General features: G+C 57.9%; 21 protein-coding genes and 2 pseudogenes. 15 read left to right on the forward strand and 8 right to left on the reverse strand.

Features of this window, described 5'->3' with window-relative positions:
* Nucleotides 1–31 precede the first annotated feature (31 nt).
* The 3 genes and pseudogenes from RBH10_RS04950 to RBH10_RS04960 form a co-directional block, all read left to right on the forward strand.
* On the forward strand, nucleotides 32–973 hold the full coding sequence (locus tag RBH10_RS04950) for a sugar phosphate isomerase/epimerase (protein ID WP_281038740.1): 942 nt from the start codon (nucleotides 32–34) through the stop codon (nucleotides 971–973).
* Between the two features lie 222 nt (nucleotides 974–1,195).
* Nucleotides 1,196–2,125: a TIM barrel protein gene (locus RBH10_RS04955; protein WP_281038741.1), complete on the forward strand. Its 930-nt coding sequence runs from the start codon at nucleotides 1,196–1,198 to the stop codon at nucleotides 2,123–2,125.
* Between the two features lie 75 nt (nucleotides 2,126–2,200).
* Nucleotides 2,201–2,479: pseudogene (locus tag RBH10_RS04960) on the forward strand (5-dehydro-2-deoxygluconokinase); the annotation flags it as partial.
* Nucleotides 2,480–2,702: 223 nt separating this feature from the next.
* Here the strand turns inward: RBH10_RS04960 and RBH10_RS04965 are convergent.
* Nucleotides 2,703–2,843 (reverse strand): DUF1127 domain-containing protein, encoded by a 141-nt coding sequence (locus RBH10_RS04965; protein ID WP_102024263.1) that lies wholly within the window; start codon nucleotides 2,841–2,843, stop codon nucleotides 2,703–2,705.
* A 298-nt stretch (nucleotides 2,844–3,141) separates the two neighbouring features.
* Here RBH10_RS04965 and RBH10_RS04970 point away from each other — a divergent pair, with 298 nt between their 5' ends.
* From RBH10_RS04970 to RBH10_RS05020, 11 genes are all read left to right on the forward strand, one after another.
* On the forward strand, nucleotides 3,142–4,332 hold the full coding sequence (locus RBH10_RS04970; protein ID WP_281038879.1) for an ABC transporter substrate-binding protein: 1,191 nt from the start codon (nucleotides 3,142–3,144) through the stop codon (nucleotides 4,330–4,332).
* Between the two features lie 21 nt (nucleotides 4,333–4,353).
* A complete protein-coding gene (locus tag RBH10_RS04975; protein ID WP_281038742.1) occupies nucleotides 4,354–5,226 on the forward strand; it encodes a branched-chain amino acid ABC transporter permease in 873 nt (290 codons plus the stop codon).
* Between the two features lie 39 nt (nucleotides 5,227–5,265).
* The gene (locus RBH10_RS04980) at nucleotides 5,266–6,252 is read left to right on the forward strand and encodes a branched-chain amino acid ABC transporter permease (protein WP_281038743.1); all 987 of its coding nucleotides are present in this window, start codon (nucleotides 5,266–5,268) and stop codon (nucleotides 6,250–6,252) included.
* Nucleotides 6,249–7,022: an ABC transporter ATP-binding protein gene (locus RBH10_RS04985; RefSeq protein WP_035217348.1), complete on the forward strand. Its 774-nt coding sequence runs from the start codon at nucleotides 6,249–6,251 to the stop codon at nucleotides 7,020–7,022. Before RBH10_RS04980 ends, RBH10_RS04985 begins: the two co-directional genes overlap by 4 nt.
* On the forward strand, nucleotides 7,012–7,755 hold the full coding sequence (locus RBH10_RS04990; RefSeq protein WP_281038744.1) for an ABC transporter ATP-binding protein: 744 nt from the start codon (nucleotides 7,012–7,014) through the stop codon (nucleotides 7,753–7,755). Before RBH10_RS04985 ends, RBH10_RS04990 begins: the two co-directional genes overlap by 11 nt.
* A 36-nt stretch (nucleotides 7,756–7,791) precedes the next feature.
* A complete protein-coding gene (locus RBH10_RS04995) occupies nucleotides 7,792–9,000 on the forward strand; it encodes an aspartate transaminase (RefSeq protein ID WP_281038745.1) in 1,209 nt (402 codons plus the stop codon).
* Between the two features lie 175 nt (nucleotides 9,001–9,175).
* Nucleotides 9,176–10,114: a nitrogen assimilation transcriptional regulator NAC gene (gene nac, locus RBH10_RS05000; protein ID WP_281038746.1), complete on the forward strand. Its 939-nt coding sequence runs from the start codon at nucleotides 9,176–9,178 to the stop codon at nucleotides 10,112–10,114.
* A gap of 146 nt (nucleotides 10,115–10,260) precedes the next feature.
* Entirely contained in the window at nucleotides 10,261–12,324 is a 2,064-nt protein-coding gene (locus RBH10_RS05005) for a hydantoinase/oxoprolinase family protein (protein ID WP_281038747.1), read from the forward strand.
* Nucleotides 12,325–12,335: 11 nt separating this feature from the next.
* Nucleotides 12,336–14,012, forward strand: a complete 1,677-nt coding sequence (locus RBH10_RS05010) for a hydantoinase B/oxoprolinase family protein (RefSeq protein WP_281038748.1) — start codon at nucleotides 12,336–12,338, stop codon at nucleotides 14,010–14,012.
* A gap of 9 nt (nucleotides 14,013–14,021) precedes the next feature.
* Complete coding sequence (locus tag RBH10_RS05015; protein WP_281038749.1) at nucleotides 14,022–14,828, forward strand: SDR family oxidoreductase; 807 nt, start codon at nucleotides 14,022–14,024, stop codon at nucleotides 14,826–14,828.
* A gap of 13 nt (nucleotides 14,829–14,841) precedes the next feature.
* Nucleotides 14,842–15,543: an HpcH/HpaI aldolase/citrate lyase family protein gene (locus RBH10_RS05020; protein WP_281038750.1), complete on the forward strand. Its 702-nt coding sequence runs from the start codon at nucleotides 14,842–14,844 to the stop codon at nucleotides 15,541–15,543.
* A 224-nt stretch (nucleotides 15,544–15,767) separates the two neighbouring features.
* Here the strand turns inward: RBH10_RS05020 and RBH10_RS05025 are convergent, their stop codons facing one another.
* The 7 genes and pseudogenes from RBH10_RS05025 to RBH10_RS05055 all read right to left on the reverse strand — a co-directional run bounded on the left by RBH10_RS05025 (nucleotide 15,768) and on the right by RBH10_RS05055 (nucleotide 22,587).
* Entirely contained in the window at nucleotides 15,768–16,385 is a 618-nt protein-coding gene (locus RBH10_RS05025; RefSeq protein WP_281038751.1) for an outer membrane protein, read from the reverse strand.
* Between the two features lie 989 nt (nucleotides 16,386–17,374).
* Nucleotides 17,375–17,854, reverse strand: a complete 480-nt coding sequence (locus RBH10_RS05030) for a hypothetical protein (RefSeq protein ID WP_281038752.1) — start codon at nucleotides 17,852–17,854, stop codon at nucleotides 17,375–17,377.
* On the reverse strand, nucleotides 17,854–18,432 hold the full coding sequence (locus tag RBH10_RS05035) for a hypothetical protein (protein WP_281038753.1): 579 nt from the start codon (nucleotides 18,430–18,432) through the stop codon (nucleotides 17,854–17,856). The genes RBH10_RS05030 and RBH10_RS05035 overlap by 1 nt, the downstream gene beginning before the upstream one ends.
* A 183-nt stretch (nucleotides 18,433–18,615) precedes the next feature.
* A complete protein-coding gene (locus RBH10_RS05040) occupies nucleotides 18,616–19,275 on the reverse strand; it encodes a DUF3313 domain-containing protein (protein ID WP_128287211.1) in 660 nt (219 codons plus the stop codon).
* Nucleotides 19,276–19,430: 155 nt separating this feature from the next.
* A pseudogene (locus tag RBH10_RS05045) lies at nucleotides 19,431–20,761 on the reverse strand (ATP-binding protein).
* Nucleotides 20,758–21,525, reverse strand: a complete 768-nt coding sequence (locus RBH10_RS05050; RefSeq protein WP_281038755.1) for a response regulator — start codon at nucleotides 21,523–21,525, stop codon at nucleotides 20,758–20,760. The pseudogene RBH10_RS05045 and the gene RBH10_RS05050 overlap by 4 nt, the downstream one beginning before the upstream one ends.
* A 597-nt stretch (nucleotides 21,526–22,122) precedes the next feature.
* Nucleotides 22,123–22,587 carry a hypothetical protein gene (locus tag RBH10_RS05055; protein ID WP_281038756.1) on the reverse strand — a complete coding sequence of 155 codons (465 nt, stop codon included), beginning with the start codon at nucleotides 22,585–22,587 and terminating at the stop codon, nucleotides 22,123–22,125.
* 484 nt (nucleotides 22,588–23,071) lie between these two features.
* Here RBH10_RS05055 and RBH10_RS05060 point away from each other — a divergent pair, with 484 nt between their 5' ends.
* A complete protein-coding gene (locus RBH10_RS05060) occupies nucleotides 23,072–24,094 on the forward strand; it encodes a substrate-binding domain-containing protein (RefSeq protein WP_281038757.1) in 1,023 nt (340 codons plus the stop codon).
* Nucleotides 24,095–24,210: the final 116 nt, after the last annotated feature.

Here is a 24,210-nt window from a genome sequence, read left to right on the forward strand (position 1 = left end):
ACATCCGTTCGAACACTGGAAAGACAAGTTCATGAAACTCTCGATTTGCACCGACGTCATGGGTGATCTGTCCTTTACGGACATGCTCGACAAATGCGTCAAGCTCGGCGTCGAAGGCATTGAGATGACCGGGGGTGGCTGGTCCCGTGCCCCGCATTTCCGTGCCGACGAATTGCTGGCCGACAAGGGCCTTTTGAAGACCAAACTCAAGGAGATCGAAGCCCGGGGGTTGGAAATCGCTGCCCTCAATTGCTCGGCGAACCCGCTTGATCCGGGTGACATGGGCAAGCGCCATCGCAAGGAGATGGAGGAGACGATCCGCCTCGCCGGCGAGATCGGCATCAAGACCATCGTCACAATGTCAGGGCTGCCGGAAGCCGCACCCGGCGATATGGTGCCGAACTGGCTCGTCTACACCAAGAGCTGGCCGGACGAGATGCCGGAGCGTGATCGCTACCAGTGGGAGGACCGTGCATTCCCGCTGTGGCACGATCTCGTAAAGCTCGCGAAAGAAGTCGGTGTTGAGAAATATGCGCTCGAAAACTTCTCGGCAATGCTCGTCTGGAACCCGGAAACGCTGTTTCGCCTGCGCAACGAGGTCGGGCCGAGCGTCGGCATGAACCTCGATCCCAGCCATCTGTTCTGGAAGGGCGCCGATCCGATTGCGTCCGCGCGAGCGCTCGGAAGCGCCATCCACCATTGCCACGGCAAGGATACCCGCATCGAGCGCGGGCTGGCAGATGTCAACGGCCTTCTGGAAATGAAAGACGTGACTGACGTTGCCAACCGTACGTGGAACTATGTCGCCGTTGGTGCCGGGCATGACCTGCAATGGTGGAAGGAGTTCTTCTCCGTCGTCCGCATGGTTGGCTACAACGGCTGGGTCAGCCTCGAGATGGAAGACTTCACCATGTCGACCGACGCCGGCATCCAGTCATCCATCGAAGCGCTGCAGGCGACGATCAGCCGATGACACAGCCATACAAGTTCATCGTCACGATTGAGCTTGTTCCGGGCGCGCGAGACGAAATCCTCGCCCGCGCCCGAAGGGCCAACTAGTAACAAGGACTGAAAACGGATGTCATGAGCAGGCATACGCTGAACGCCTGCTCAAAGACCACACGCAACGTTTCCTCGAGTTTTACGAACCATTCCACCGGTCGTTTACCTTCGAGACAATCACGGCAGGTACCTGATGACCAACCCAATCACCATAACGACGGCTCCCTGTTGCTGGGGTGTCGATGATGTCAAAAATCCGCATCTTCCCGCGTGGGAAAAGGTGCTTGATGAAGCGCAAACGGCCGGTTTCGGTGGTTTGGAGCTTGGGCCCTACGGTTATCTGCCACTCGATCTGGTGCGTGTGTCTGATGCGCTCGATAAGCGTGGTCTGAAGATCGTTGCAGGCACGATATTCGACGATCTCGTTTCTCCGGCAAACCGTGACAACCTGTTGCGACAGGCCGATGAGATATGCGCGCTGATCACTCGGCTGCCCAAGCCCGAAACCCATCCGGGTCAGCGCTATGCAGCGCCTTATCTCACCGTGATGGACTGGGGGCATGATGTGCGCGACTTCGCCGCGGGCCATTCTGATCGGGCTCCGCGCCTCGATAATGAAGCCTGGCAGGGCATGATCGACAACATTTACGCGATCGCGGCACTCGCGCGCGACAAATACGGAGTGCATGCGACGATCCATCCCCATGCGGGCGGATATATCGAATTCGCCGATGAGCTGCAGCGCGTTGTCGACGATATCCCGGCCGATCTTGCAGGGCTTTGCCTGGATACCGGCCACATGGCCTATTCCGGCATGGATCCAGTCGATACGCTTCGGAAATATTGGGGGAGGGTCGACTACATCCATTTCAAGGATATCGACACCAAGATCTATGCACAGGTCATGGAAGAGCACATCCGTTTCTTCGATGCCTGCGCAAAGGGCGTCATGTGCCCGATCGGCCGTGGCTCGATAGACTATCAGTCCATCCGGGCGCTTCTGAGCGAACTAGACTACGGCGGCTACATCACCATCGAACAGGAGCGGGATCCGCGTAATGCGGGTAGCATCCTGGACGATCTGGCCGCGAGCCGATCCTTCCTGGCGCGTACCGGGTTCTGAGGAGGGAGGTTTCAGATGAAACCACTCGATGTCATCACCATCGGCCGGTTATCTGTCGATCTCTAGGGCCTTCAGATTGGCGGCCGGTTGGGAGACATCGGCTCGTTCAACAAGTATATTGCTGGTTCCCCGACGAACATCGCCTGCGGTGCTGCCACAGGCTCGGCCTGAGCTTTGGTTTGGTCACACGCGTCAGCGACGAGCATATGGGCGCTTCATTCGCGCGCAACTGATCCTGAACGTCTGACCACGCTTGTCTAGCTCGGTATTCGCGGCGAGGACACGTTTCAGCTAATTTTCTACCGCGAAAGTTGCCCCGATATGGCGCTTTGCAAGACCGACATCCAGCAAGATGGTGATGTCTGGTTAAATTCGCGAAACCGATTTTGGACGGATGTGCCGGGATCAGGCAGCGGTGCCAGCGTCAGCGTTCCAATGTGCCATGGCCTGACGGCGATGCAGGCGGGTGACTATAGTAGAGCGTTTCGACAGAGGCGTTACGAAGAGGTTTCGGACCGCCGAAAAGATTGAAACGAAACTGTGCAATCCGCGCGGTCACCGAAATCCATTTGATGTTTTAGCGACGGCCTTCCACGGCGGAACGGATATGCGAGCGGCTAACGCCGATGTCGGAAAGGCTTCTGTCATCAAGCGCGCTCAGTTCGGCCATGGCGCGACGATTGCGGAAGTAGTTACGAACGGTGTCGTGAAGTTTCATTTTCATAGGTTCCTTCGATGGTGTTGCGCAAAATATGCCCACTCAGACGCGAAAAATACAGGCATTTGCCTGCATGGAAGACATGCAAAAAACGAAACACGGCGTCTGGAATGGAGAAATGGCTGCAGGCATAAGGAAACGCTATAGCGGCAGAAAGGACTTGTGTTGGCAAAACGTCCGGGGATGAACCTACTCTGCCTGAATGATTAACATGACGTTGATCGACAAGAACCGCAAAAGCGGCAAAGGCTCGCCCGGCATCAAGCCGGAACAGATAAATCCGAAAAGGAGTGGGAACATGAAAAACGGCATTACTCGCAGACTTCTACTGGTTTCCGCAGCAGTCGCTCCAATCCTGAGCCTGTCGCCAGCCATGTCCGTCTCCGCTCATGCGGCCGACACGATCAGGCTTGGCCTCGTGGCGCCGATGAGCGGCCCCAATGCGCGCTACGGCGCTTTCTCGATGCATGGCGCGGAACTCGCGGTAAAGGACATCAATGCGGCCGGCGGCATCAACGGCCAGCAGATCGAACTCTTCAACGCCGACAGCCAGGGCACGCCGGTTGAAGGCGTTTCGGCCACCCGCCGCCTGATCGACCAGGACGAGGTCGATTTCGTGATTGGCGATGTTTCCAGCTCGGTCACGCTCGCCATGCAGCCTGTCGCTGAAGATGCGGAGGTTCTGCTTCTGAATGCCGCTTCCTCCAACCCGAAGATCACCTATCAAGCGGGTGTCGGCGGCTTCAAATGGACCTTCCGCAATTATCCAACGGATGAGAACCGCGCGCTTGTGGTGGCGAAATACGCCGCCGAACAGCGCGGTTTCACCAAGTTCGCGGTGCTGTCGGTCGACAGCGATTACGGCCGTTCCGCCATCACCTTCACCAAGAAATACCTTCCCGACTTCAAGGGCGAGATCCTCAGCGAAGATTACTACAAGGAAGGCGAGGTCGACTTCCGCAGCGTGCTGGCGAAGATCCGCGACAATGGCGCGCAGGCGATCATCATGTACGGTCTCGCCGATACGACCCCAATTGTTGCCCGCCAGATGCTGGAACTTGGACTGGCCGGCAAGGTCGTGCTGATCGGTAACGGTGAATTCAACACCGAAAAGACAATCAAGGCTGCGCCCAAGGCCATGGAAGGCGCTGTGGAGGCTGCCGCCTGGCTGCCGCAATTCGATAGCCCGGCCAGCAAGACCTTCGTCGAGAAATTCACCGCCACATATAAAGAGGCTCCGAACAATCACGCCTATGTGCATTGGGATACCGTCAACCTGCTCGCCCAGGCGATCAAGGAAGCCGGAAGCTCCGATCGCAAGGCGGTCCGCGAGGCACTCTCCAAGATCAAATACAAAAGCCCGGTCGGCGAGGTCACCTTCGATGACCACAATCAGGCGCGCCTTCCGATGATCCTTCTCCAGATCGAGAACGGCAAGCCCAGCATCAAGGGCGCTTATACGGCGGAAATCCAGTACCCTGCGAACTGACGGACCGGAAGGGGTACAGCCATGTTCTCGACAATTCTCGAGCAAGTCGTAAACGGGATCGTCACAGGTTCCGTCTACGCGATCGTCGCCGTCGGCATGACCATGATTTTCGGAGTGCTGAGAGCCATCAACTTCGCTCATGGCGAATATTACATGCTCGGAACCTTCGGGGCGTGGTTTGCCGTCGATTATCTCGGCCTTTCCTATGAAGCCTCGATTGTCGTCGGTGTTCTCTCCACCGTGGTCGTGGCCTATGTGGTCGGCCAGCTCGTGATGCGCAGAATGGTGGGAGCGCCGGCGGAGTCCGGCGTTCTCGCCACCCTCGGCATCGCGCTGATCCTGCAGAACGCTGTGATTTTCGTCTTTGGCGGCGGCTACAAGTTTTTCGCCGGCGGTTATATCGAGCCGATTTCCATCTTCGGCTTCACGCTGGCGCAGCAGCGCATCATCATTTTGGCCGTGTGTCTGATTGTCTTCGTTGGCCTTGAACTGATGGTCACCTACAGCCGTCTCGGCATGGCGATGCGGGCGGTCTCGCAGAACGTCGAATGCTGCGGCGTGGTCGGTATTGATGTGTCCCAGGTTGTGTTGCGGACCTTCGTCCTCGGAGCGGCGCTCGCTGCACTCTCGGGCGTTCTGACCGCTCCGGTCAATGTCAGTGTCTATGGCGGCATGGGTGAACTCATTACCTTCAAGACCCTGCCGATCATCATCATGGGCGGTCTTGGAAATGTGCGGGGAACCTTCTTTGCGGCCATGATCCTCGGCATCGCCGAAAGCCTCGTCGCCACCTATGTCGGGCTGCAATTCCGCGACACCGTTGGTTTCGCAACGCTGATCCTGATGCTGATGTGGCGTCCGCACGGCCTGTTTTCGACGCAGGCGCGCTTCTAAAGCCGCCCGCCGAATTTTCTCGAATTTTGAGGACTAGACATGTCTCTCACAGACACCGTTCCCCAGGCACGCCGCCGCGATCTGCGCATTCCGCTCGCCGCCGTCCTGATTATCGTCGCACTTGCCGCACCCTTCATCGGCACGCGCTACGTCACGCACTCGCTCATCATCGCGCTCATCTTTATGTTGCCGGCGCACGGGCTCAACCTGCTGGTAGGCTATACCGGTCTGCTATCACTGGCTCAGGCGGCATTCTTCGGCATCGGAGCCTATACGGCCGGCCTGCTGGCGGTGCATTTCGAGGCGCCGTTTTACGTGAACCTCATCGCCTCCGGCCTCGTTACCGGCGCGATTGCCCTGCCGCTCGGCATTCCGGCGTTGCGTCTTCGTTCAACGTCCTTCGTCATGTGTACGCTCGGTTTCGTCATTATCGGCCAGGCGATTGCCAAGAACTGGATCTCGTTGACCCGTGGCGACATGGGCCTCTCCGGCATCCCAAAACCCTATTTCGAACTTGGCCCGCTTTCCTTTACCGTCAGTGGAACCACCAATTTTTATTATCTGGCGCTCGCCATCTGTGTGCTGGGTACGCTTGCAGCATGGGCAATCGTCCGCTCACCTGCGGGCCGCAACATGGTCGCCATCCGCGAAAACGAGACGCTGGCGGAATCCCTCGGCGTCCCGACATGGCGCTATAAGCTGATCGTCTTCATGCTCAGCGCCGTTTTTGCCGGGGTCGGGGGCTGCCTTTACGCCCATTATCTGACGGTGGTCAGCCCGCTGACTTTCCAGATGTATTATTCAACGACGATGCTGATCATCGTTCTCGGCGGCGGCGCGGGCATGATCTCGGGAACCGTATTCGGCAGCCTGCTCTTCGTCGGACTGACCGAGGCGCTCCGCGTTGCTCCTGAAGTGCGGATGATCGCTTATGGCTTCTGCCTTCTCGTTCTCGTCTTCTGGTTTAAGAAGGGTTTCGCCCCCCTGATCAATCGCTTCTGGAACGCGATCGGAGGCTCGAAATGACGGCTCATCTTCCCATCCTCGAGATAAAGAACCTCAGCAAGTCCTATGGTGCGGTCAAGGCGGTCAACGATGTCAGCATGCACATCAATCGCGGCGAGATTGCCGGGCTGATCGGCCCGAACGGCTCCGGCAAGTCCACCTTCTTCGATTGCAGCACCGGACTTGCGAGGCCGGACACCGGCAAGGTGATCCTGGACGGACAGGATATCACCGGCTGGTCGCTCAACCGCATCGCCCGCGAAGGCCGTATGCTGCGCTCTTTCCAGAAGACGGTCACCTTCAAGGCGCTCGATGTCGAGGAGAACCTTGTCATCGCGGGCCAGATGTTCACCTTTCCCTCGCTGTTGTCGACATTCGGTCTCGGCGGCATGTCGCGCCGCCGCGTGGCCGGGCTCAGGGAGCGTGCACGCGAACTGATCAAGATGGCGGGGCTGTGGGATGTTCGCCACCAGCCCGCCGGCAATCTTTCCGGCGGCCAGCAGAAGCTCATTCAGTTTGCTTCGATGCTTATGCCGGAACCGAAGCTCATCCTGCTGGACGAGCCGATGGCGGGCATCAATCCGAAGATCATCGAGCGCGTGGTGGAGACAATCCAATATGCGAACAAATCGCTTGGCGTCAGCTTCCTCGTCATCGAACACAATATCGATGTCGTCACCAGCATCTGCCAGCGTGTCGTCGTGCTCGATCAGGGAACGAAACTGGTCGAGGGGCTGCCGCATGATATTATCAAGGACCAGCGTGTGAGGGAGGCCTATCTTGGAGGCTAACAGCAATCTTTCCATCAAGAGCCTGCGCGCGGGTTACGGCAATCTCGATATCCTCAACGGCGTCGATCTGGATGTGCCGGGCGGGCAATTCGTGGCCCTCATGGGGCCGAATGGCGCGGGCAAGTCCACCCTGCTCAAGACGCTTTACGGCATGACCACCATCAAGGAAGGCGGCATCGACTGGCGCGGCAAGAACATTGCCGGATTGTCGTCGCGCGCCATTCTGGGCGAGGGAATATCCTTCGTGCCGCAGGGCCGTTGCAACTTCCCGGTCATGACTGTCGATGAAAACCTGCAAATGGCCGCCTATACCATCCGCGACGCCAAGGTGAAGGCGGACAGGGATTATGTCTACGACCTTTTCCCGATCCTGAAGACACGGCGCTCGACGCTTGCAGGCAACATGTCCGGTGGCGAGCAGCAATTGCTCGAAGTGGCGATGGCGGTTCTGCAGCGGCCGAAAGTGCTACTGGTCGACGAGCCCTCGGTCGGTCTGTCGCCGGCCGCAATCGGCATCGTGTTCGATGAACTCCTGCGCCTGCATGCGAACGGCATGACAATCCTGCTGGTCGAGCAGAACACCAAGAAGGCCATGGAGGTGGCGCAACGTGCGGTCATCCTCCGTCTCGGCAAGGTGATCTGGGACGGCAAGCCGGCGGATATCACCCATGACGAACTCGGCGAACTGTTCCTGACCGGAAAGATGCGTGGCGAACTCGAAGCCGCGCACTGACAAGCCCATAACGATAGATCTAGACGAGGAAATCCCATGAGCACTTTTGTGCCTGCATCACGCGTGTCGAGAATAAAGGTATCGCCGAGCACGGCGGCTGCGGCCCGCGCCCGGGAACTGAAGGCTGCCGGTCGCGATATCGCCGACCTGACGGTGGGCGAACCGGACTTCGATACACCGGAGGCGGTCAAGGCTGCGGCGCATGCCGCCATCGACCGGGGAGAGACCAAATACACCTCGGTCAACGGCACGCCGGCACTTCGCAAGGCGATCATCGGCGACTTTCAGAAGCGTCTCGGCATCACCTATGGCGATAGTGAAATCTGCGTTGGTGGCGGTGCCAAGCAGATCCTGTTTCTGGCGCTGATGGCAAGCGTGGAAAATGGTGCTGAAGTCATCATCCCGGCTCCCTACTGGGTGTCTTACCCCGATATGGTCATCGCCAATGACGGCACGCCTGTCATCGTCGCATGCCCGGAGGAAACGGGGTTCAAACTGACAGCCGAAGCGCTTGAGGCGGCGATCACTCCGAAGACGATGTGGCTGATCCTCAACGCGCCGTCAAACCCGACGGGTGCGGCCTATACCGAGGCGGAGCTGAAGGCGCTTGGCGACGTACTGTTGCGGCATCCCCATGTCATGGTTCTGTCCGACGATATTTACGATCAGGTCTGGTTCAAGGATGAGCCGATGAAGACCCTCGTTGCCGTCGTTCCGGAACTGAAGGATCGGGTGCTACTGACCAACGGCGTTTCCAAGTCCTATGCCATGACGGGATGGCGGATCGGTTACGGGGCAGGGCCTGCCGCGCTCATTGCCGCCATCAACAAATTGCAATCGCAGATGTCATCCTGCCCATCATCCGTTAGCCAGGCCGCCGCCGCACATGCGCTTTCAGGCGACCAGACATTCGTGACGGAAAGCGTTGCGGTCTACAAAAAGCGGCGCGACTACGCCTGTGAGCGTCTGAATGCGATCACCGGCCTCTCCTGTATGGTTCCGGACGGGGCATTCTACCTCTATCCGAGCTGCGCCGGCGTGATCGGCAAGAAGACTGCGCAGGGCAAGGTGATCGAAAACGATCTCGATTTTGTCCTCTATCTTCTCGACAGCGTCGGTGTGGCGGCTCTTCAGGGCGCAGCCTACGGGCTTTCGCCCTATTTCCGCATCTCCTTTGCCACCTCCATGGAAGTGCTTGAGGATGCCTGCAACCGCATCAAGCGTGCGGTGGAAGCGCTGCGCTAACAAATCGATCGGGCGCGCAGAAGGAGCTGTCCACTTCTCTTGCGCGTCCCGCAACGCTTGGTGTTCGAATGAACGGAAAAGCGCCCTATCCCATTGAAATTACGCATCGTCCTTGCAGAAATAGATTCCTGTTTCTGCGCTGATACGCTAGGGTTTCCGCAAAGAGTGGGAACCGATGAGCGTCGACTTCAAAAAACTCAAAAGCTTCGTCAAGATCGTCGATACCGGCAGCGTTTCGCGTGCCGCCGGCATCCTTCGTGTGGCGCAGCCGGCGCTGTCGCAGCAGATCGCATCGCTGGAACAGCACTTCAACCACCAGCTTCTGTTGCGGAGCAATGTCGGTATCACGCCAACGGAAGCCGGGATGATCCTATACCGCCATGCGCAGATCATGCTGAAGCAGATCGAGCAGGCGCAGACCGACATTGACCGCTCCGCGCGTTCGATCTCCGGTCGCGTTTCCATCGGGCTTGCGACATATTCCTCGTCGAGTGCGCTGTCGCTGCCGCTTATCAAGGAGATGAGGGCGCGATTTCCTGCCATCACGGTCCATATCAACGACAGCTTCGGCCATATCCTCAGCGAGCTGATCATGACCGGCAAGATGGACATGGCACTCATTTACACTTCCGATCCCATCAAGGGCGTGACGCTGGAACCGCTGTTCCGCGAAGAGATGTTCCTTGTCTCGCCCACTGACATGGTGTTGCCCGCCGAACCCGGTCAGCCGCTTCCACTCTCTGTGCTCGATGGTCGTCCGATGCTGCTGCCAAGCAAGGCGCATTTCCTTCGCCGGCTCATTGATGAAGGACTGGCACGGGCGCGCGCGAAGCCGGAGGTCATTTCAGAGCTGGAATCCGTGCCAGCGCTCGGGGCTGCGGTATTGGACGGCCTCGGTTCGACGATCCTTCCGGCCTCGGTGGTTCTGGAAACATCCAGCTTCAGAGGTGCGCAGCTGCATCCTCTCACGACCCCTGTCATCGATGCCACGGTTTCGCTTTGTGTCTCCGATCACATGCCGCTTTCCGAACCGGCGCTGGCGGCGCGTTCCGTGCTTCTCGAAATCGTCACGAAGCTGAAGAGCGGGCATCATCCGGGCATTCGTGCCGTGTGAATTCGCTATAAGCAAACCCTATGGCGGCAGACCGAGGTTGTGTTGGTAAAGGCCGGCCGAACGTTACAATTTCCCATCAGTGAACGGGCCCAACCTCTGGGTCCACAAAGCAGCAAAAGACGCTGCATGGTCGCTCGAGGGAAACAATGGCAAAACTGGCTTTCGATACTGGCGGTACCTTTACCGATTTCGCGCTTCTGGACGACAGCGGCGAACTCCACCTCCATAAAGTCCTGAGCACGCCGAGAAATCCGGCCGAAGCCGTTGTCCAGGGCGTGTCCGAACTGCTCGAAAAGCATGCGGCTGCGATCGCAATCGAGAACCTGCAGGTGCTTGGCGCAACCACCGTCGTCACCAATGCCGTGCTTGAACGGAAAGGCGTGGAAACCGGTTTCGTCACCACAGACGGCTTCCAGGACATGCTGCGTATCCGCAACGAGGGACGCTACGACCTCTATGACCTGAACATCAAATATCCCGATCCGCTGGTTACCCGCGCCAACAGCTTCGGCGCCGAGGAACGTATCGCCGCCGACGGCGAGGTCATGACGGAACTCAAGGAGGAGACCGTCCGCGAGATCGCGGGACGGCTTAAGCAGAAGGGCATCCGCTCGGTGGCGGTCTGCCTGCTGCATGCCTACAAGTATCCGCAGCACGAGCAGCGTGTCGCCGCACTTCTGCGCGAAGAAGACCCTGACCTCTTCGTTTCGCTGTCTTCCGAGGTCTGCCCGGAAATGCGCGAATTCGACCGTGCCTCGACGACCGTTGTCAATGCCTATACCCGCCCGCAAATGTCAGGACACGTCGCCCATCTGCAAAAGGAGTTTGCCAACAGGGGCATCGACCGGCAGGTTCTCTGGATGACGTCTTCTGGCGGGCTTGTCCCGAGCAGCCGCGCGGCCGAGCTTCCCGTCCGCCTGATCGAATCCGGTCCCGCAGCGGGTGCAGTGGCCGCCGCCGAATTCGGCCGAACGGCGGGCGAGGCGAGCGTTCTCTCCTTCGATATGGGCGGCACCACCGCCAAGCTCTGCCTCATTCCGGATGGCGAGCCGAATGTCGGCACCGATCTCGAAGTTGCGCACTACCAGCGTTTCCGCAAGGGCTCCGGTTTTCCGCTGAAAATACAGTCGATCCAGATGATCGAGATCGGCGCCGGCGGCGGTTCCATCGCGGCGAAGAACCCGCTCGGCCTTCTCGATGTCGGGCCGCATTCCGCCGGTGCAATGCCGGGACCGGCAGCATACCAGCGCGGCGGAACAGAGCCGACGGTAACAGATGCCGACATCCTTCTCGGTTACATGGGAACGGAATCCTTCGTCGGCGGCTCGTTCAAGGTTTCAAAGGACGCTGCACATGAGGCGATGTCCAAGCTAGCCGTCTCGCTCGATGTATCGGTCGAGCGTTGCGCCTGGGGCATCCACGATCTCGTCAATGAATCCATGAGCAAGGCCGCCGCCATGCATGCAACCGACCTTGGCGTCGATCCGCGTTCGTTGCCGATGGTCGCCTTCGGCGGCGCAGGTCCGGTGCATGCCTATGGTATCGCCCGCAAGCTCGGCATCTCGCGCATCATCTGCCCGACAGGCGCCGGCGTCAGCTCCGCCATCGGCCTGTTGATCGCGCCCGTTGCCGTTGATCTCTCCGCAAGCCACCCGATGGCGATTGATGCCTGGGATATCGATGCGATGAACCGTCTGCTCGACGATCTTTCCGCCCAGGGCGCTGAGGTCGTTTCGGCGGCGGGCATTCCCAAGGACACGATCACCAATCGTTATACTGTGGATATGCGCCATGTGGGGCAGGGCCACGAGATAACGGTGGTGCTTCCTGACCGCAGCCTGTCGAAAGAAGCCTTCCTCGCAGAATTGCGTAGCAGCTTCTTCAAGCTCTACCGCGAATTGTTCGGCCGCACCGTCGCAGCACCGCTGGAAGTCATCACCTGGCGTCTGCGCGCCAGCGGCGAGAAGGATCAGGTCACCCGGCCACATGAAACTGTCGTTGCCGAAGCCAGAAAAGGCAGCCGCCAAGTCTATTTCCAGGAAGCGAGCGGCTATGTCGAGACCTCGGTCTACGACCACTACAAGCTGCCGGTCGGCCATGAGGTCAAGGGGCCTGCCATCGTCGAGCAGCGTGAATCGACAGCTGTTGTCGGGCCGAGCGGCACCTTCCACGTCGATGCCCACGGCAATCTCGTGATCAACATTCTCTAAGGGGCAGTCAGATGTCGAAACCCGCAACCGATTTCAACGATCCGATCAACCTTCAGGTTATGTGGAACCGCCTGATCTTTATCGCCGATCAGGCCGATAACGTGCTTGGCAAGACGGCGTTTTCGCCGATCGTGCGTGAGAACCATGACTACGTCACCGTTCTTCTCGACAGCAAGGGCAGGGCGCTTGCGCAATGCACCTGGTCGATCCCGGTCTTCATCACCTCTCTGCCTGCGGCTGCGCAAAAATATTTCCTGCCGAAGTTTCCGGTTGAAAAGCTCGAAGAAGGCGATGTTCTGGCTACCAACGATCCCGAAATCGGAACCGGCCATTTGCCTGACGTGACGATGATCACGCCGATCTTCAAGAACGGCAAGGTCGTCGCCTATGCGGGATCGATCGCCCACCTTCCCGACATTGGCGGTGCGCCGCTGCATTCGGAAGCCAGCGACATTTTCGCGGAAGGCATCCGCTTTCCCATCGTCAAGCTGCTCAAGGCGGGTGTCCCGAACGAGGACGTATTCGACATCATCGCAGCCTCCGTCCGTCTTCCCACGGAAGTGCGCGGTGATCTGGAATCAATGATCGCCGCCAACAATGTCATGGGCCGTGAATTGGTAAAATTCCTCGATGAATACGGGCTGGACGATGTCGACGGACTTGCCGACGCCATCCACACCCGCTCCGAGGCGCAGACCCGCAAGGCAATCCGCGAATGGCCGAACGGTACCTATTCCGCCGAGGTCCTGCTCGACGGTTACGACGTCGACGTCAAACTGAAAGCATCTGTTATCGTCAGGGACGATTCCATCCATGTGGACTATACGGGGACGTCGGATCAGGTGCTGCATTCGATCAACTGCCGCACCAACTACCGTTACGCCCATTCGGTCTACGCATTGAAATGCCTGCTTGATGCCGAGACCCCAAATAACGAGGGCTGCATCGTTCCGATCACCGACGAGGCGCCGCTCGGCTGCATTCTCAATCCGCAGGAATGGACGGCGGGCAATTCGCGCAATCTCATTGGCCACGTCATTCCCTCGCTGATCTTCAAGGCGCTGGAAGGAATCGTGCCGGAAAAGGTGCTGGGCGATAGCGGCGGCGCACCGATCTGGGCTGCCAATTGCGTCGGCCAGCGCAACGATGGAACACAATATGCCTCCGTGCAGAATTTTCACGGCGGGCAGGGCGCGCGCGCCGAATTCGACGGGCTGGATACGCTGAGCTTCCCGTCCAACTGCAAGGTCACGGCCGTTGAAATGTTCGAGGTCGCCGTTCCGGTACTGACGGAACGCAAGGAATTGATCGCCGATTCCGGCGGTGCCGGCAAACATCGCGGCGGCCTCGGCCAGCGCGTCGTTTTGCGCAATCTCGGCAAGAACCCGATGAACATCTATCTCGCATCGGAACGCGTCCGCCACCCATGCTTTGGCGTGGTGGAAGGCCAGAGCGGTTCCGCCGGCAAGGTGATGAAGGAAGGGAAATCGCATTTCCCGAAGGGCAAGGTGGTTCTTCAGACGGGCGAACGTCTTGAGGTCCAGACGCCCGGCGGCGGCGGTTGGGGCCGTGCCGCCGAACGCTCGCGCGAATTGATCGAGCAGGATATTTCCGAAGGCCTGGTAACCTCGAAGGCGGCGAAGGAAATCTTCGGCTATTCTGGCGCCATTGCTGCCGCAGCCGAATAGGAGACGATGATGGGACTGCTGAACGGAAAGATCGCGCTGGTAACCGGTGCTGGCTCGGGCATCGGCCGCGAAACCGCAATCCTGCTGGCGAAAGAAGGAGCAACGGTCGTGTTGACCGGCCGCCGCCTCGATCCGCTGCGGGAAGTCGCGGAGCTGATCGAAAAGAAGAAGGGCAAGGCCATCGCCCGCACGCTGGACATTGCTTCGCGCGAGGCGATCTTCGACACGGTCAAGTCGATCGGGGAGGCAGTCGGTCCAATTGATATCCTCGTGAACAATGCCGGTTCCGCCAGCAAGGTACTCAACGCCCGCTTCATCAGCGAGGAAGAGTGGAACGCTACCATCAACGTCAATCTGACGGCGGTGTTCAATCTGACGCAGGCCGTGCTGCCGGAGATGATAGCGAAGGGTGAGGGGACCATCATCACCGTCTCGTCGCTCGCCGCTGTCAATCCCAACCTGCTGGGCGGTGTAGCCTATGGTGCGGCGAAGGCGGGCGTGAAGAATTTCATGACCTTCCTGCACAATACCTACCGCAACCAGGGTATCCGGGCGACGACCATCCTGCCGGGCGAGACCGACACGCCGATCATGAACAATCGTGCGCGTCCACCTCTCGAGGAAGAACGCGCCGTGATGATGGACCCGCATGACGTGGCGCGCGCGATCGTACTTTGCGCCAGCCTTAGCAGTAGCGCGGTCATTCCGGAACTGCACATCTGCCCAACCCATATGCGCGATACCTCAAAGGATATCGACGTCGCGCGCTGGGTAGGGGCACCGGACGATACGCCGGATATGCCGAACAAGAAGTAAGGGAGAGACTTCCATGAATGGAGCAAAGCTGCGCGCCCGTCTTGCGGCGGGTGACGCTATCAGCATGTTAACGCCGCACCATACACATTCAGGTCTTTCCGCCCGGCTGGTGGAGCTCGGCGCGGATGCGGTCTTCGTCGATTGCGAACATGGTACATGGAGCTTCGAGGATGTGCGTGCAACCGGACAGGTGGTGCGCTCTGTGGGTGGTGCTGCAATCGTCCGGCCGCATTCGCACGAACGGCCGATCATCATCCGTTATCTCAATGCCGGTGCCGACGGGATCATGGTCCCCATGATCGGCAATGCCGACGAGGCGCGTGCGATTGTCGATGCGGTGCGTTACGCCTTGCCGTCCGACTATGAGAAACGGCTGGTGATCGCCATGATCGAGACGGTCGATGCAATCGACGCGCTCGACGAAATGTTGACGGTAGAGGGAATCGACGTCTTCTTCATCGGCCCCGGCGATCTATCGCAGGACATGGGATACCCGCCCGCTCCCCCATTCGGTGAACCGCGCCCTGATGTGGTGATGGACAAGGTTGCCGTTGCCGTGGACAAGATACGCGCGGCAGGAAAGATCGCCGGCACCCTTGCGACACTAGAAGAGATTCCGCACTGGCGTGATCGTGGCGTGCAGTTCTTCTACATCCATACGGATCCATTTCTACGACGTGGTATTACCGGCATCAAGCAGACGCTGGGGCGGTGAGGGCGATCTTCTCTGTCGCTCCATAAAGGCGCGGGATGCTGAGTAGCCCCTAGATTTGTAGACCCCTTCTTTCCTGATTTTGAGGTGGGAGGCCTATATGGGCGGGAGCAAATACACGCCGATCATGACCGGAGCCCATACTGCGGGACTGCCAGCCCTCGCTGGGGGCAACAGCAAGGGTGGCAGCCTAAAAACCAGCTATCGAGTGACCGGATTGCTACTGATCAGAACTTGTAGCTGGCGCCGAACAGGACCTTGTGCTGTGTGGCACCGAAATCTCCAACGCTCGAGCCGAAGTCTTTGCTCCCGAAGTCCGAATAGCGATATTCGCCACGCACCAGGATGTTGTCAGTAAAGGCGTGCTCTACACCACCACCTGCTGTCCAGCCGATGAGAATGTCGTCCTTCTTGCCAGCTCCCGCAACGTCGACTTTGACGCCTGCCGCAGCAACACCTGCCGTCGCGAAGAACAAGGTCCTGTCCCAGGCATAGCCGACGCGGCCTCGGCCCGATGCATCCCATTCAACAGTTGCGTCGCTGCCGTCTTCAAAATTGTAGTTGAAGTCGTTTTCGATACCAAAAACGATGTTTCCATGTTGGAAATTGTATCCGGCATGGGCGCCGAATGAGCCGCCGTCGAGATCGATGTCAGAACCAAGAACGGTGGCCTGATTCCAGTTATATCCGCCCTGTGCGCCGAGATAAAAACCAGACCAGTCATAAGCGGAGTAGACCTGCTGTTCACTTGGAGGCGCAGGTTGTTCGTAAACGAGATCAGCGGCTAGAACGGGAGCGGCGGAAGATAGCGCAAGCGCTGCAAAGGCCAAAAATCTGAACTGCATGTCAATGTCCCTATGTCAAATGTGCAGAGCGAAGTTCGCGCCGATTGGCCCGGCCTTGCTCATGCACTCGACTATGGCGCATGGGTTTGTTGCAGAGTGTCTTTTCAGATTATGTTTTGTTGCGATGCAGCACTTCTCCGCGATGGGCACCATCGAGTTCTCTCTGTCATGGCCAAAGAAACACTTGTGCAGGAAGGCCTTGGCCCGTCCTGTTGACTTGGGGTCGCCTGCTTCTCGCGTGCATCGTGCAACAGACGCCGAAGTTGCCGGGAGGATACGCCGTCGGCATGCATCACCTGGCGGATAAGCGGGTCACTGAGAACGTCTTCGATTGTCAATTCGGCTTTGGACATTGTCGTCTCCTTCATCTGGAGGATTATGGACGACCGAAATAACTTGGCGATGTCAAAAACAGGCCCAAACCAAGGCAATATATTCGATTAGATTGCGACGTGTGACGATCGCACCAGGCGTGCACCAGGATGTGGAAAAGATGAGCACCGCGGTCGAAACTCGGACCGCAATGAAGATGCCTGACCATTCAGCAAGGCATGGTTTTGGCTGCAAAATTAGAGATTCAATGACATCGGATGAATAGGCGTACAATTCATGCGTGAGTATCGAATTCGCTAGTCGTATCTGCAAAACATTGACGACGGGGAATTTCGACAAAACCGGCGATGATCCCTGGCTTCCCGATATGCGGCCTCGTCTCGGCGTTCAATTTCGTCACGCCGTGCTTTCTCGCGCTGCCAAGTCTCTCGCGCACGGTCGCGTTGCTCCGGTGTCCCATAGAAATCCCGGGAATATGGATAATCGTGTCGTCGATCATAGGGGTAGTTGTCGCTTACGCAGCCGGACAGGACTGGTATAGCAAGTGAACAAAGCAATATGGCCGTCCATATTTTCATTCTGGTCATCCTCGAGAATTGAACGCGTGCAACGCGGGTTGCAGCAATCTGCCGGCAACGATGCGTCTCAAGTTCAAATCAATCCAATCCCGACGCTTTGATCACTGCATCGCGGCCAAGCCTCAGCGCCGTGAAGGGGAGAGCGGCGGTCTGGGTCAACACGTAACCCGCCCCGTTCAGCGCGGACGCACCGGCTTCCCTTAAGGGATCTTGGCTTTCGAACTCTGTGGCTTCAGTCGGAACTGCAGCGGATGTTGTGCCGACAACCAGCGGATCACGCGTTTCACAGACTGGTTTGCACTGATCGAAACGCAGGACATCTGACGAGCTTGCGGTTGATGTCGAGCGGTCAGGTTTGCCGAATTGTACAGGTTCGTGAAGTGGGCGTTTCGTTGGTATTGCGACGTGCGGAAGCGATGCGACCTGCGTTTCGCTGATGCCGTTGGTTGCAGGTGCGGTGTTGACGACGTCACGCAGTCTGGTTGAAGGGGCCACAATTTCCCGCTCGACGGGAGTGGAGGCCATTTCCTCTTTCGCATCGAGGCCGTTTGCCGGCATCAGATCGCCATAGGCGAAAACACAGATCGCACCGAGCAGGAGACCGCCGGCTCCAAGTGCCATTCGTGTGCGATTGTGCCGGTGTTTCGGGATGGTGAGCTCAAGGTCATGGCGGTGTTGCCAAACGCGCTCGACACGGATGACATCCGCATTGGACGTTTCGGCGGGAGTGATGATATCGCCTTCAAGATGACCGGACATGTGTTGCCTTTCGTTAGGACCACAATATGAATTCTTGCTTCGCCGGCACGTGAGACACTCACAAGCAGGTTGTCGCCGCCGCGTGTTGCCTTAACCAGGTAACGTTCACCGACATCCTGAACATTGCGCACGCGGTAGCCGCGATCCTCGAGCAAGGTAATAACGTCATCGGGACCAAAGCTGGCGCGACCGTTCCATCTGTTCCTTGCATCGTGATTGCGGTTCCACGCATGCAGGAAACGCGATTCTGTGTTGCCGTCGACTGAATAGGGATCAGAAGATCCGTCATCATAGATGACGGTCTGGGAAAGGGCGGGGCTTGAAGCACCAATGGCCAAAGCGACCGTCACACCTAGAGCTATCGCATTGCGTCTCATTCTCTTTCTCCTTGGCTTATGCCTGCAGACCGTGATGATTACGTTCAAGGGAACAACTAGTCCTTGGGCGGCCTGCAGAACACGCGATGTCTGGCCGGATACACCCCTTGGACAGTGACACCATGCATCCGTTCACCGTTGCGGTGTGTCGTTTGATATTTAGAAATGTTGCGACTGTCCTCGCTACCGAAGTTGGGTCAGAAGCGCATCCGCACCCTTGTCAATCGCCACCTGGGAGGCCTTCAGAGCGCCAAAGCTGGCTCCGACATTCATCGCATTCGGGTATTGTTTGCTCACATAAGCGGACAACAAGGTGTTGCTCGTCGCGTCGTAAATCTCGACAGCGTAGGCGACCGAACCGGTCATCGAACCTTCCTTGTCTCTTGCGGCCTGTACGGCGTTGTAGACGCCACCGCCGACATCAAGGTGAGAGAACGGTCCAAGGAAGGGCGTTGTTGTTTTTGCACCCGTCAGCGTCAGATGGATGCGCAGTGTTCCAGGTGCAGGCGAATTCACGACCGAAAAGCGCGTACGAAGTTTTTGCGTGAACTGAGACTGCATGTAGCTGGCCAGCGAGGCCTTGTCCTGCTCACTTATTTTGACGAACTGATTGTCCTGACCTCGATAGACGGTCACTGGGTCGACGATGACCTTGTCATATTGCTTCCAGTTGGCGTCGCTATTGTATCGATAGGGAACCCGACCGCTTCGGTCACTCGGATCGGCTTTGAGGTGCTGCGCCGATGCGAGGCCGGCATAGGCCGTTGGATCGGCGGTTGTGCAGCTGGCAAGAGCCCAGATGGAGACGAGAAGCGAGACGCTGGCTTTGGACAGGATATTCAATGTTTTTTGGCTCCAGCCGATGTTAGCGCCGGGTGGCGGGTGTGGCTGGATGAGCGATAGCCCAATGCGGCGTTACTGTGTTTTCAGTAATGTTAGGAAATGTTCGCGGATGCGGGCACCCTATGCCCTGATGGCACCGAACCGCGATGCTGGGTTTATGTGCTTTCGACGGAAGGCAGGCCGATCTCCACGACAAGCCCATTGGGTTCCCGGTCAAGCAACCGGAATGTGCCCTTATGGCCTATGGTTACGATCCCTTGAGCGATGGAGAGCCCCAATCCGAAGCCGCCGCTCTTTGCCCCTGTCTGCCGGGATTCATCAGCCTTGAAGAAGGGCTCAAGTACACGATGCTTCAAATTGTCAGGCAACCCCGGCCCGTTGTCCGAAACGCGGATCAGCACGCCGCCGTCCTGGTTGCTGATCAGTTCGATTTCGATGTGTTCCGCAAATCTCGAAGCGTTATCGACCAGATTGGAAATCGCTCGCGTCAGACCCTGCGACATACAGGTATACTTGAGCCTGCGCGGACCCACGAAGCGAACGTCGACGCCCGTATCCGCAAAGTCGTTGGCGATGGTTTGAAGCAAACTTGACAGGTCGATTTTGCGTGGCGGCTCGAACCTGTTGTCTAGAAAACTCAGGCTTGCATCAATCAGCGACGACAGCGTGGTGATATCAGCCAGCATAAGCTCCTTGAGCTCAGGTTCGGATGAGCGGTCGATGCGCATGCGCAATCTTGTCAGCGGGGTTCGAAGGTCGTGGCTTATGGCGCGGAGCACCCTCGTTCTCTCTCGCAGCATCGTCTGGATTCTGCCTTGCATGACATTGAGGGAGGCTGCGAGGCTGCGAATTTCGGATGCGCCTTCGGCTTTGAAGGGTTCCTCCGAATGGTCGTCCATGCTCACCCTCTGAGCGGCCGCGGCGAAGCGGACAAGCGGTTCCGTTATCAGCCAGCTGCCAATATAGGCGAGCAAAATGAGAGGTATGACGATTTTCAAGATGCCGCTCGCCATTGCCGGCGCCAGCCAGACACTGGTTGGGAACTGCGGCATGGCGAAAGAGAGCGCCCTGTCGTTGTCGACCTTGATGGTCAAGACAGGGGGGCCGCTGTTTGCGCGAACCGCGTTCCGGAGCGACGTCCAGATCCCGTCGTTGATCAGGTCTTTGATTTGCTGCAGAACCTGCGGCGTGGGTATACCCGCCTGATAGGAAATTGTGGCATGTGAGGGCGAGGCGCGCTGTACTGAAATGCCCATACGCTCGGCAAGCTGAAGCGCGGCATTTTCTTCTACCGGGTTTTGGCTATGCGCAAATTGTTCGAGGATGGCCTCGACGCGACCCGTGAACAGACCAATCTCGATACCCTTGTCGTGCCGGCCGTAGATAAACGGTTCCGACAATGCCGCAACAGTTGAAACCAGTACGACCAGTAAAAGGGCGAGGAAAAAAGCTGTTTGCGGATCGAGGCACTGCGCAGCCCCCTCATGAGACACGTTCTACTTTCGAGGCAAACAGGTATCCGCCCAACCGAACGGTCTTGATAAACGTCGGATCCTTGAGGTTAGGCTCAATTTTCTGACGAACGCGGCTGATATGGGCATCGATACTACGCTCGATTGGCCCCGCCGAACCCGCGTGGGTCATGGCCAGAAGCTGCTCGCGCGTCAGAATTTTGTTTGGATGGGAGCAGAAAGCCCAAAGCAGGTCGAACTCGGCTGTTGTCATCGAGACCTGTGCCCCGTCGGCATCGAATAGTTGCCGGCTGCGCGGGTCTATGATCCAGCCTGAAAAGGTCATTGGTTCAAGCTCAGCCTCTGGCTCTTGCTGTCGGTCCGCCGCTCGCCGAAGAATGTTCTTGATACGGGCCAACAACTCACGAGAATTGAACGGCTTGGTGACATAATCATCCGCACCCAGTTCTAGGCCGAGGATGCGGTCGATATCTTCCCGCAAGGCCGTGAGCATCAGTATCGGCGTCTTTCCAGTCGCCCGCAGGCGTCGGCAGATGCTGAAGCCGTCTTCTCCGGGGAGCATGCCATCGAGGAGGATCAAATCAAAGTCATGGCGCGATAGCGCATTGTCCATTTCTCGGCCATTGGCCGCCGATGCGGCCTGGAATCCGTGAGCGGTGACAAGATCGACCAGCATGCTTGCAATGGCTTCGTCGTCTTCAACGATGAGGATGCGCGCCTGGGTCTGTGAGGCCGTTTTATGAGTAGCGGTGCTTCCGTGCTGCGGGGATAGTGCCATGACTGTCAACTCTTGTCAGGTCGGACCTGTGCAGGTGCCGGTTTGTCCGCAGCCTACGCGCCGCGTTCTACCTTACCTCTATATTATCTCCTGCAAAACTTTATTCAGATATGTTGCAATATGTTGCGGCGCGTCTAGTGCTTGCTACCGTAGATCTGCAAGGGGCCTGCGCGAAACTGGCTGTCGACGATCACGGCGGCTGTGTAACATCCCCTAACCGTCAGCAGCGAAAAGAAGGCCGCCGAGGCACACGCTATCAGATAGTGTCTGGATCGCGACCGACATGGCAGTCTTTCTGCCAGGAGCGTAATTGAGTGTTTGGCAAACCGTCCAAGCGCCACGAGTATGAATATGGCCAGGATGACATATCCACTGAGTGACGCGGCATTCACCAACCAGAACATCACGAGACAGCCTCCCAAGAATAGCCATTCCTGTTTCGGAACCGCGACCCGCCAAAACTCGGAGGTGCGCGACCATCCATACGATTTTCGGTGTGAACTCTCGATTCCCACAGCCGTTTCAGCCGGCTTGCGTTTCGCTATCCTTGGAAAAACACGCGAAGCTGGTAGAGGCGTAGCAGAATCCGGCGCCGGATCAGGATTGAACATCCATCAGTCCTTTGCGATGACGCGAGAGCCTGAGCGCGTTCGCGGCAATGCTCCACCAGCGAGGTTTGCGCGGGTCATTTATCTGGGCAGATGCTGCCCGCCCAATAGCGGGATCCGGTCTCGCGGGAGTTGGACTGGCAAGGAAGCCAACGCGCTCAAGGAATGCCTTGCTGTCAAATTGCTTCGACACACCGCCGCCTGAGATGCTGTTGTGAAAAAAGACTTCGATATTGATGACCGGAATGGCGCGAATGTTGCGGACCAGATCGATATCCGGCCGCGTCGTGACTGCGAAGACGAAATCTTCGGAGCGGAGAGCATCGAAGGCCTGTGGTACCGTTGATACCGCGACCGAGGCATGTCCATATTCCGCAAGCTTGTCGACAACCATTGTCGCAGCGGCATGTGGCAGAAAAACTAGTATCTTCGGTTGACTGACTGTCTGACGCATTAAGTCTTTTCCTCGTCCGGGTGATGAGGAAACTTATCTCGCCCATATGCAGCACAGTGTTCGGTTTTATTCGGTTTTATGCGCGCCCGGTGTGGCGATATGGGCCGCCATCGAAATGTTCGCGCCGATTTTCAGCGTTTTGCTATCCCACAGGCCAGGCGGGCCACTTTTAGATCGCGAGAAAGACGCACCGTCCGCTTGAAAAAGGCGAGCCGATACGTCGTTCTTGTTGAAGTATCGGAACTTGAAGCTGCCGCCAAACTGACAAAATATGGGGAATGTTAGCCCTGCAATGGACGCCAATATGGCTGCGGTTATTCCTCCCTATGTCGCCGCGCAATCTCACGATCGAGGGTCGGGAATTGGTTGTTGCAACGAGTGCATAAAAAAATACGTCAGGGTTGACTCATTTATGAAACCGGTTACATTCGCAAATGTAAACGGTTTCATCGGTTAAAAACCGTGCTTGGAGGAGCAAATTTCCATGTTTAAACATTTGATGGCTGCCGCCGCTGTGGTGCTGGCGGCTGGCACGTCCGTGCACGCTCAGGAGCAGAGCTTCAAGATCGGCCTTTCCAATTCTTTCGTCGGCAGCGAATGGCGCACGCAGATGATCGAGGAAGCCCAGGCTGCTGCGAAAGCGTGGGGCGAAAAGGGCGTCAAGGTTGAAGTCGTCGTTCAGAGCGGCAATGTCGATGTGCAGGGGCAGATCGGCCACATCCGCAATTTCATGAACCAGGGCGTTGATGCGATCCTCATCAATCCCGGCAGCCCGACTGCTTTTGATCCGATCTTCGCTCAGGCGAAGGCGCGCAACATCCTCGTCATCGCAACCGACGCGGAAGTGTCTTCTAAGGACGCGATCTATGTCGGCATCGACCAGAAGGCTTGGGCGGCACAGTCCGCGCAATGGCTTGCGGATTCGCTGAAGGGCAAGGGAAGCGTTGTCGCGATCAACGGCATCGCCGGCAATCCCGCCAATGAAGCCCGCGTCGCCGGTTACCGCGAAGTGTTCAAGAAATACCCTGACATCAAGGTACTGAACGAAGCCAATGCGAGCTGGGATCAGGCGCAGGGCCAGCAGGCCATGCAGAACCTGCTTGCCACCTATCCCGATATCAGCGGCGTCTGGGTGCAGGACGGCATGGCCGATGGCGCATGGCGCGCAATCGAAGCCGCCGGCAAGACCAAGGACATTGCCGCGACAGGTGAAATCCGCAAGGACTTCATGACGCGCTGGGAAAAGGAAAAGTTCAACTCCGGTGCTTCGGTCAATCCTCCGGGTGTCATGGCCAGCGCGCTCAACGTTGCGGTGCTGAAGCTGCAGGGCAAGGAATTCAAGGACGGTATTTTCGGCGGCACCTATGGTAACGCTGTCTATATTCCGATCCCCTTCGTCAGCACCGACAATCTCGCGGACAATATCAAGGCCGCCGATGGCAAGCCGGGCTATTGGTCCGTCACGGCAACCGTGACGCCGGAACAGGCTGGCGAGTTCTTCAAGTAAGACCGGCTTCGGGCTGGCGGCAATTGCCAGCCCGAATTTCATAATTTCGAGTGTGGACGGCGCGTTCTTTGCCGCGTCCGCCGATGACGAGAACAATGACAAGTACAATTCGGGGA

The sequence above is a fragment of the Rhizobium sp. AN73 genome, from assembly GCF_030757975.1.
In the GTDB taxonomy this organism is placed as follows: Bacteria; Pseudomonadota; Alphaproteobacteria; order Rhizobiales; family Rhizobiaceae; genus Agrobacterium; species Agrobacterium arsenijevicii.

What these genes read in the sequence shown, in the direction of transcription:
- RBH10_RS05035 (WP_281038753.1), bottom strand. Translation starts at nt 18,432, where the DNA reads ATGAGACGCAATGCGATAGCTCTAGGTGTGACGGTCGCTTTGGCCATT.
- RBH10_RS04950 (WP_281038740.1), top strand. Translation starts at nt 32, where the DNA reads ATGAAACTCTCGATTTGCACCGACGTCATGGGTGATCTGTCCTTTACG.
- RBH10_RS04975 (WP_281038742.1), top strand. Translation starts at nt 4,354, where the DNA reads ATGTTCTCGACAATTCTCGAGCAAGTCGTAAACGGGATCGTCACAGGT.
- RBH10_RS05050 (WP_281038755.1), bottom strand. Translation starts at nt 21,525, where the DNA reads ATGGCACTATCCCCGCAGCACGGAAGCACCGCTACTCATAAAACGGCC.
- RBH10_RS04985 (WP_035217348.1), top strand. Translation starts at nt 6,249, where the DNA reads ATGACGGCTCATCTTCCCATCCTCGAGATAAAGAACCTCAGCAAGTCC.
- RBH10_RS05010 (WP_281038748.1), top strand. Translation starts at nt 12,336, where the DNA reads ATGTCGAAACCCGCAACCGATTTCAACGATCCGATCAACCTTCAGGTT.
- RBH10_RS05025 (WP_281038751.1), bottom strand. Translation starts at nt 16,385, where the DNA reads ATGCAGTTCAGATTTTTGGCCTTTGCAGCGCTTGCGCTATCTTCCGCC.
- RBH10_RS05020 (WP_281038750.1), top strand. Translation starts at nt 14,842, where the DNA reads ATGAATGGAGCAAAGCTGCGCGCCCGTCTTGCGGCGGGTGACGCTATC.
- nac (WP_281038746.1), top strand. Translation starts at nt 9,176, where the DNA reads ATGAGCGTCGACTTCAAAAAACTCAAAAGCTTCGTCAAGATCGTCGAT.
- RBH10_RS05015 (WP_281038749.1), top strand. Translation starts at nt 14,022, where the DNA reads ATGGGACTGCTGAACGGAAAGATCGCGCTGGTAACCGGTGCTGGCTCG.
- RBH10_RS05060 (WP_281038757.1), top strand. Translation starts at nt 23,072, where the DNA reads ATGTTTAAACATTTGATGGCTGCCGCCGCTGTGGTGCTGGCGGCTGGC.
- RBH10_RS05005 (WP_281038747.1), top strand. Translation starts at nt 10,261, where the DNA reads ATGGCAAAACTGGCTTTCGATACTGGCGGTACCTTTACCGATTTCGCG.
- RBH10_RS05055 (WP_281038756.1), bottom strand. Translation starts at nt 22,587, where the DNA reads ATGCGTCAGACAGTCAGTCAACCGAAGATACTAGTTTTTCTGCCACAT.
- RBH10_RS04995 (WP_281038745.1), top strand. Translation starts at nt 7,792, where the DNA reads ATGAGCACTTTTGTGCCTGCATCACGCGTGTCGAGAATAAAGGTATCG.
- RBH10_RS04980 (WP_281038743.1), top strand. Translation starts at nt 5,266, where the DNA reads ATGTCTCTCACAGACACCGTTCCCCAGGCACGCCGCCGCGATCTGCGC.
- RBH10_RS04965 (WP_102024263.1), bottom strand. Translation starts at nt 2,843, where the DNA reads ATGAAACTTCACGACACCGTTCGTAACTACTTCCGCAATCGTCGCGCC.
- RBH10_RS05030 (WP_281038752.1), bottom strand. Translation starts at nt 17,854, where the DNA reads ATGCCGGCAAACGGCCTCGATGCGAAAGAGGAAATGGCCTCCACTCCC.
- RBH10_RS04970 (WP_281038879.1), top strand. Translation starts at nt 3,142, where the DNA reads ATGAAAAACGGCATTACTCGCAGACTTCTACTGGTTTCCGCAGCAGTC.
- RBH10_RS04955 (WP_281038741.1), top strand. Translation starts at nt 1,196, where the DNA reads ATGACCAACCCAATCACCATAACGACGGCTCCCTGTTGCTGGGGTGTC.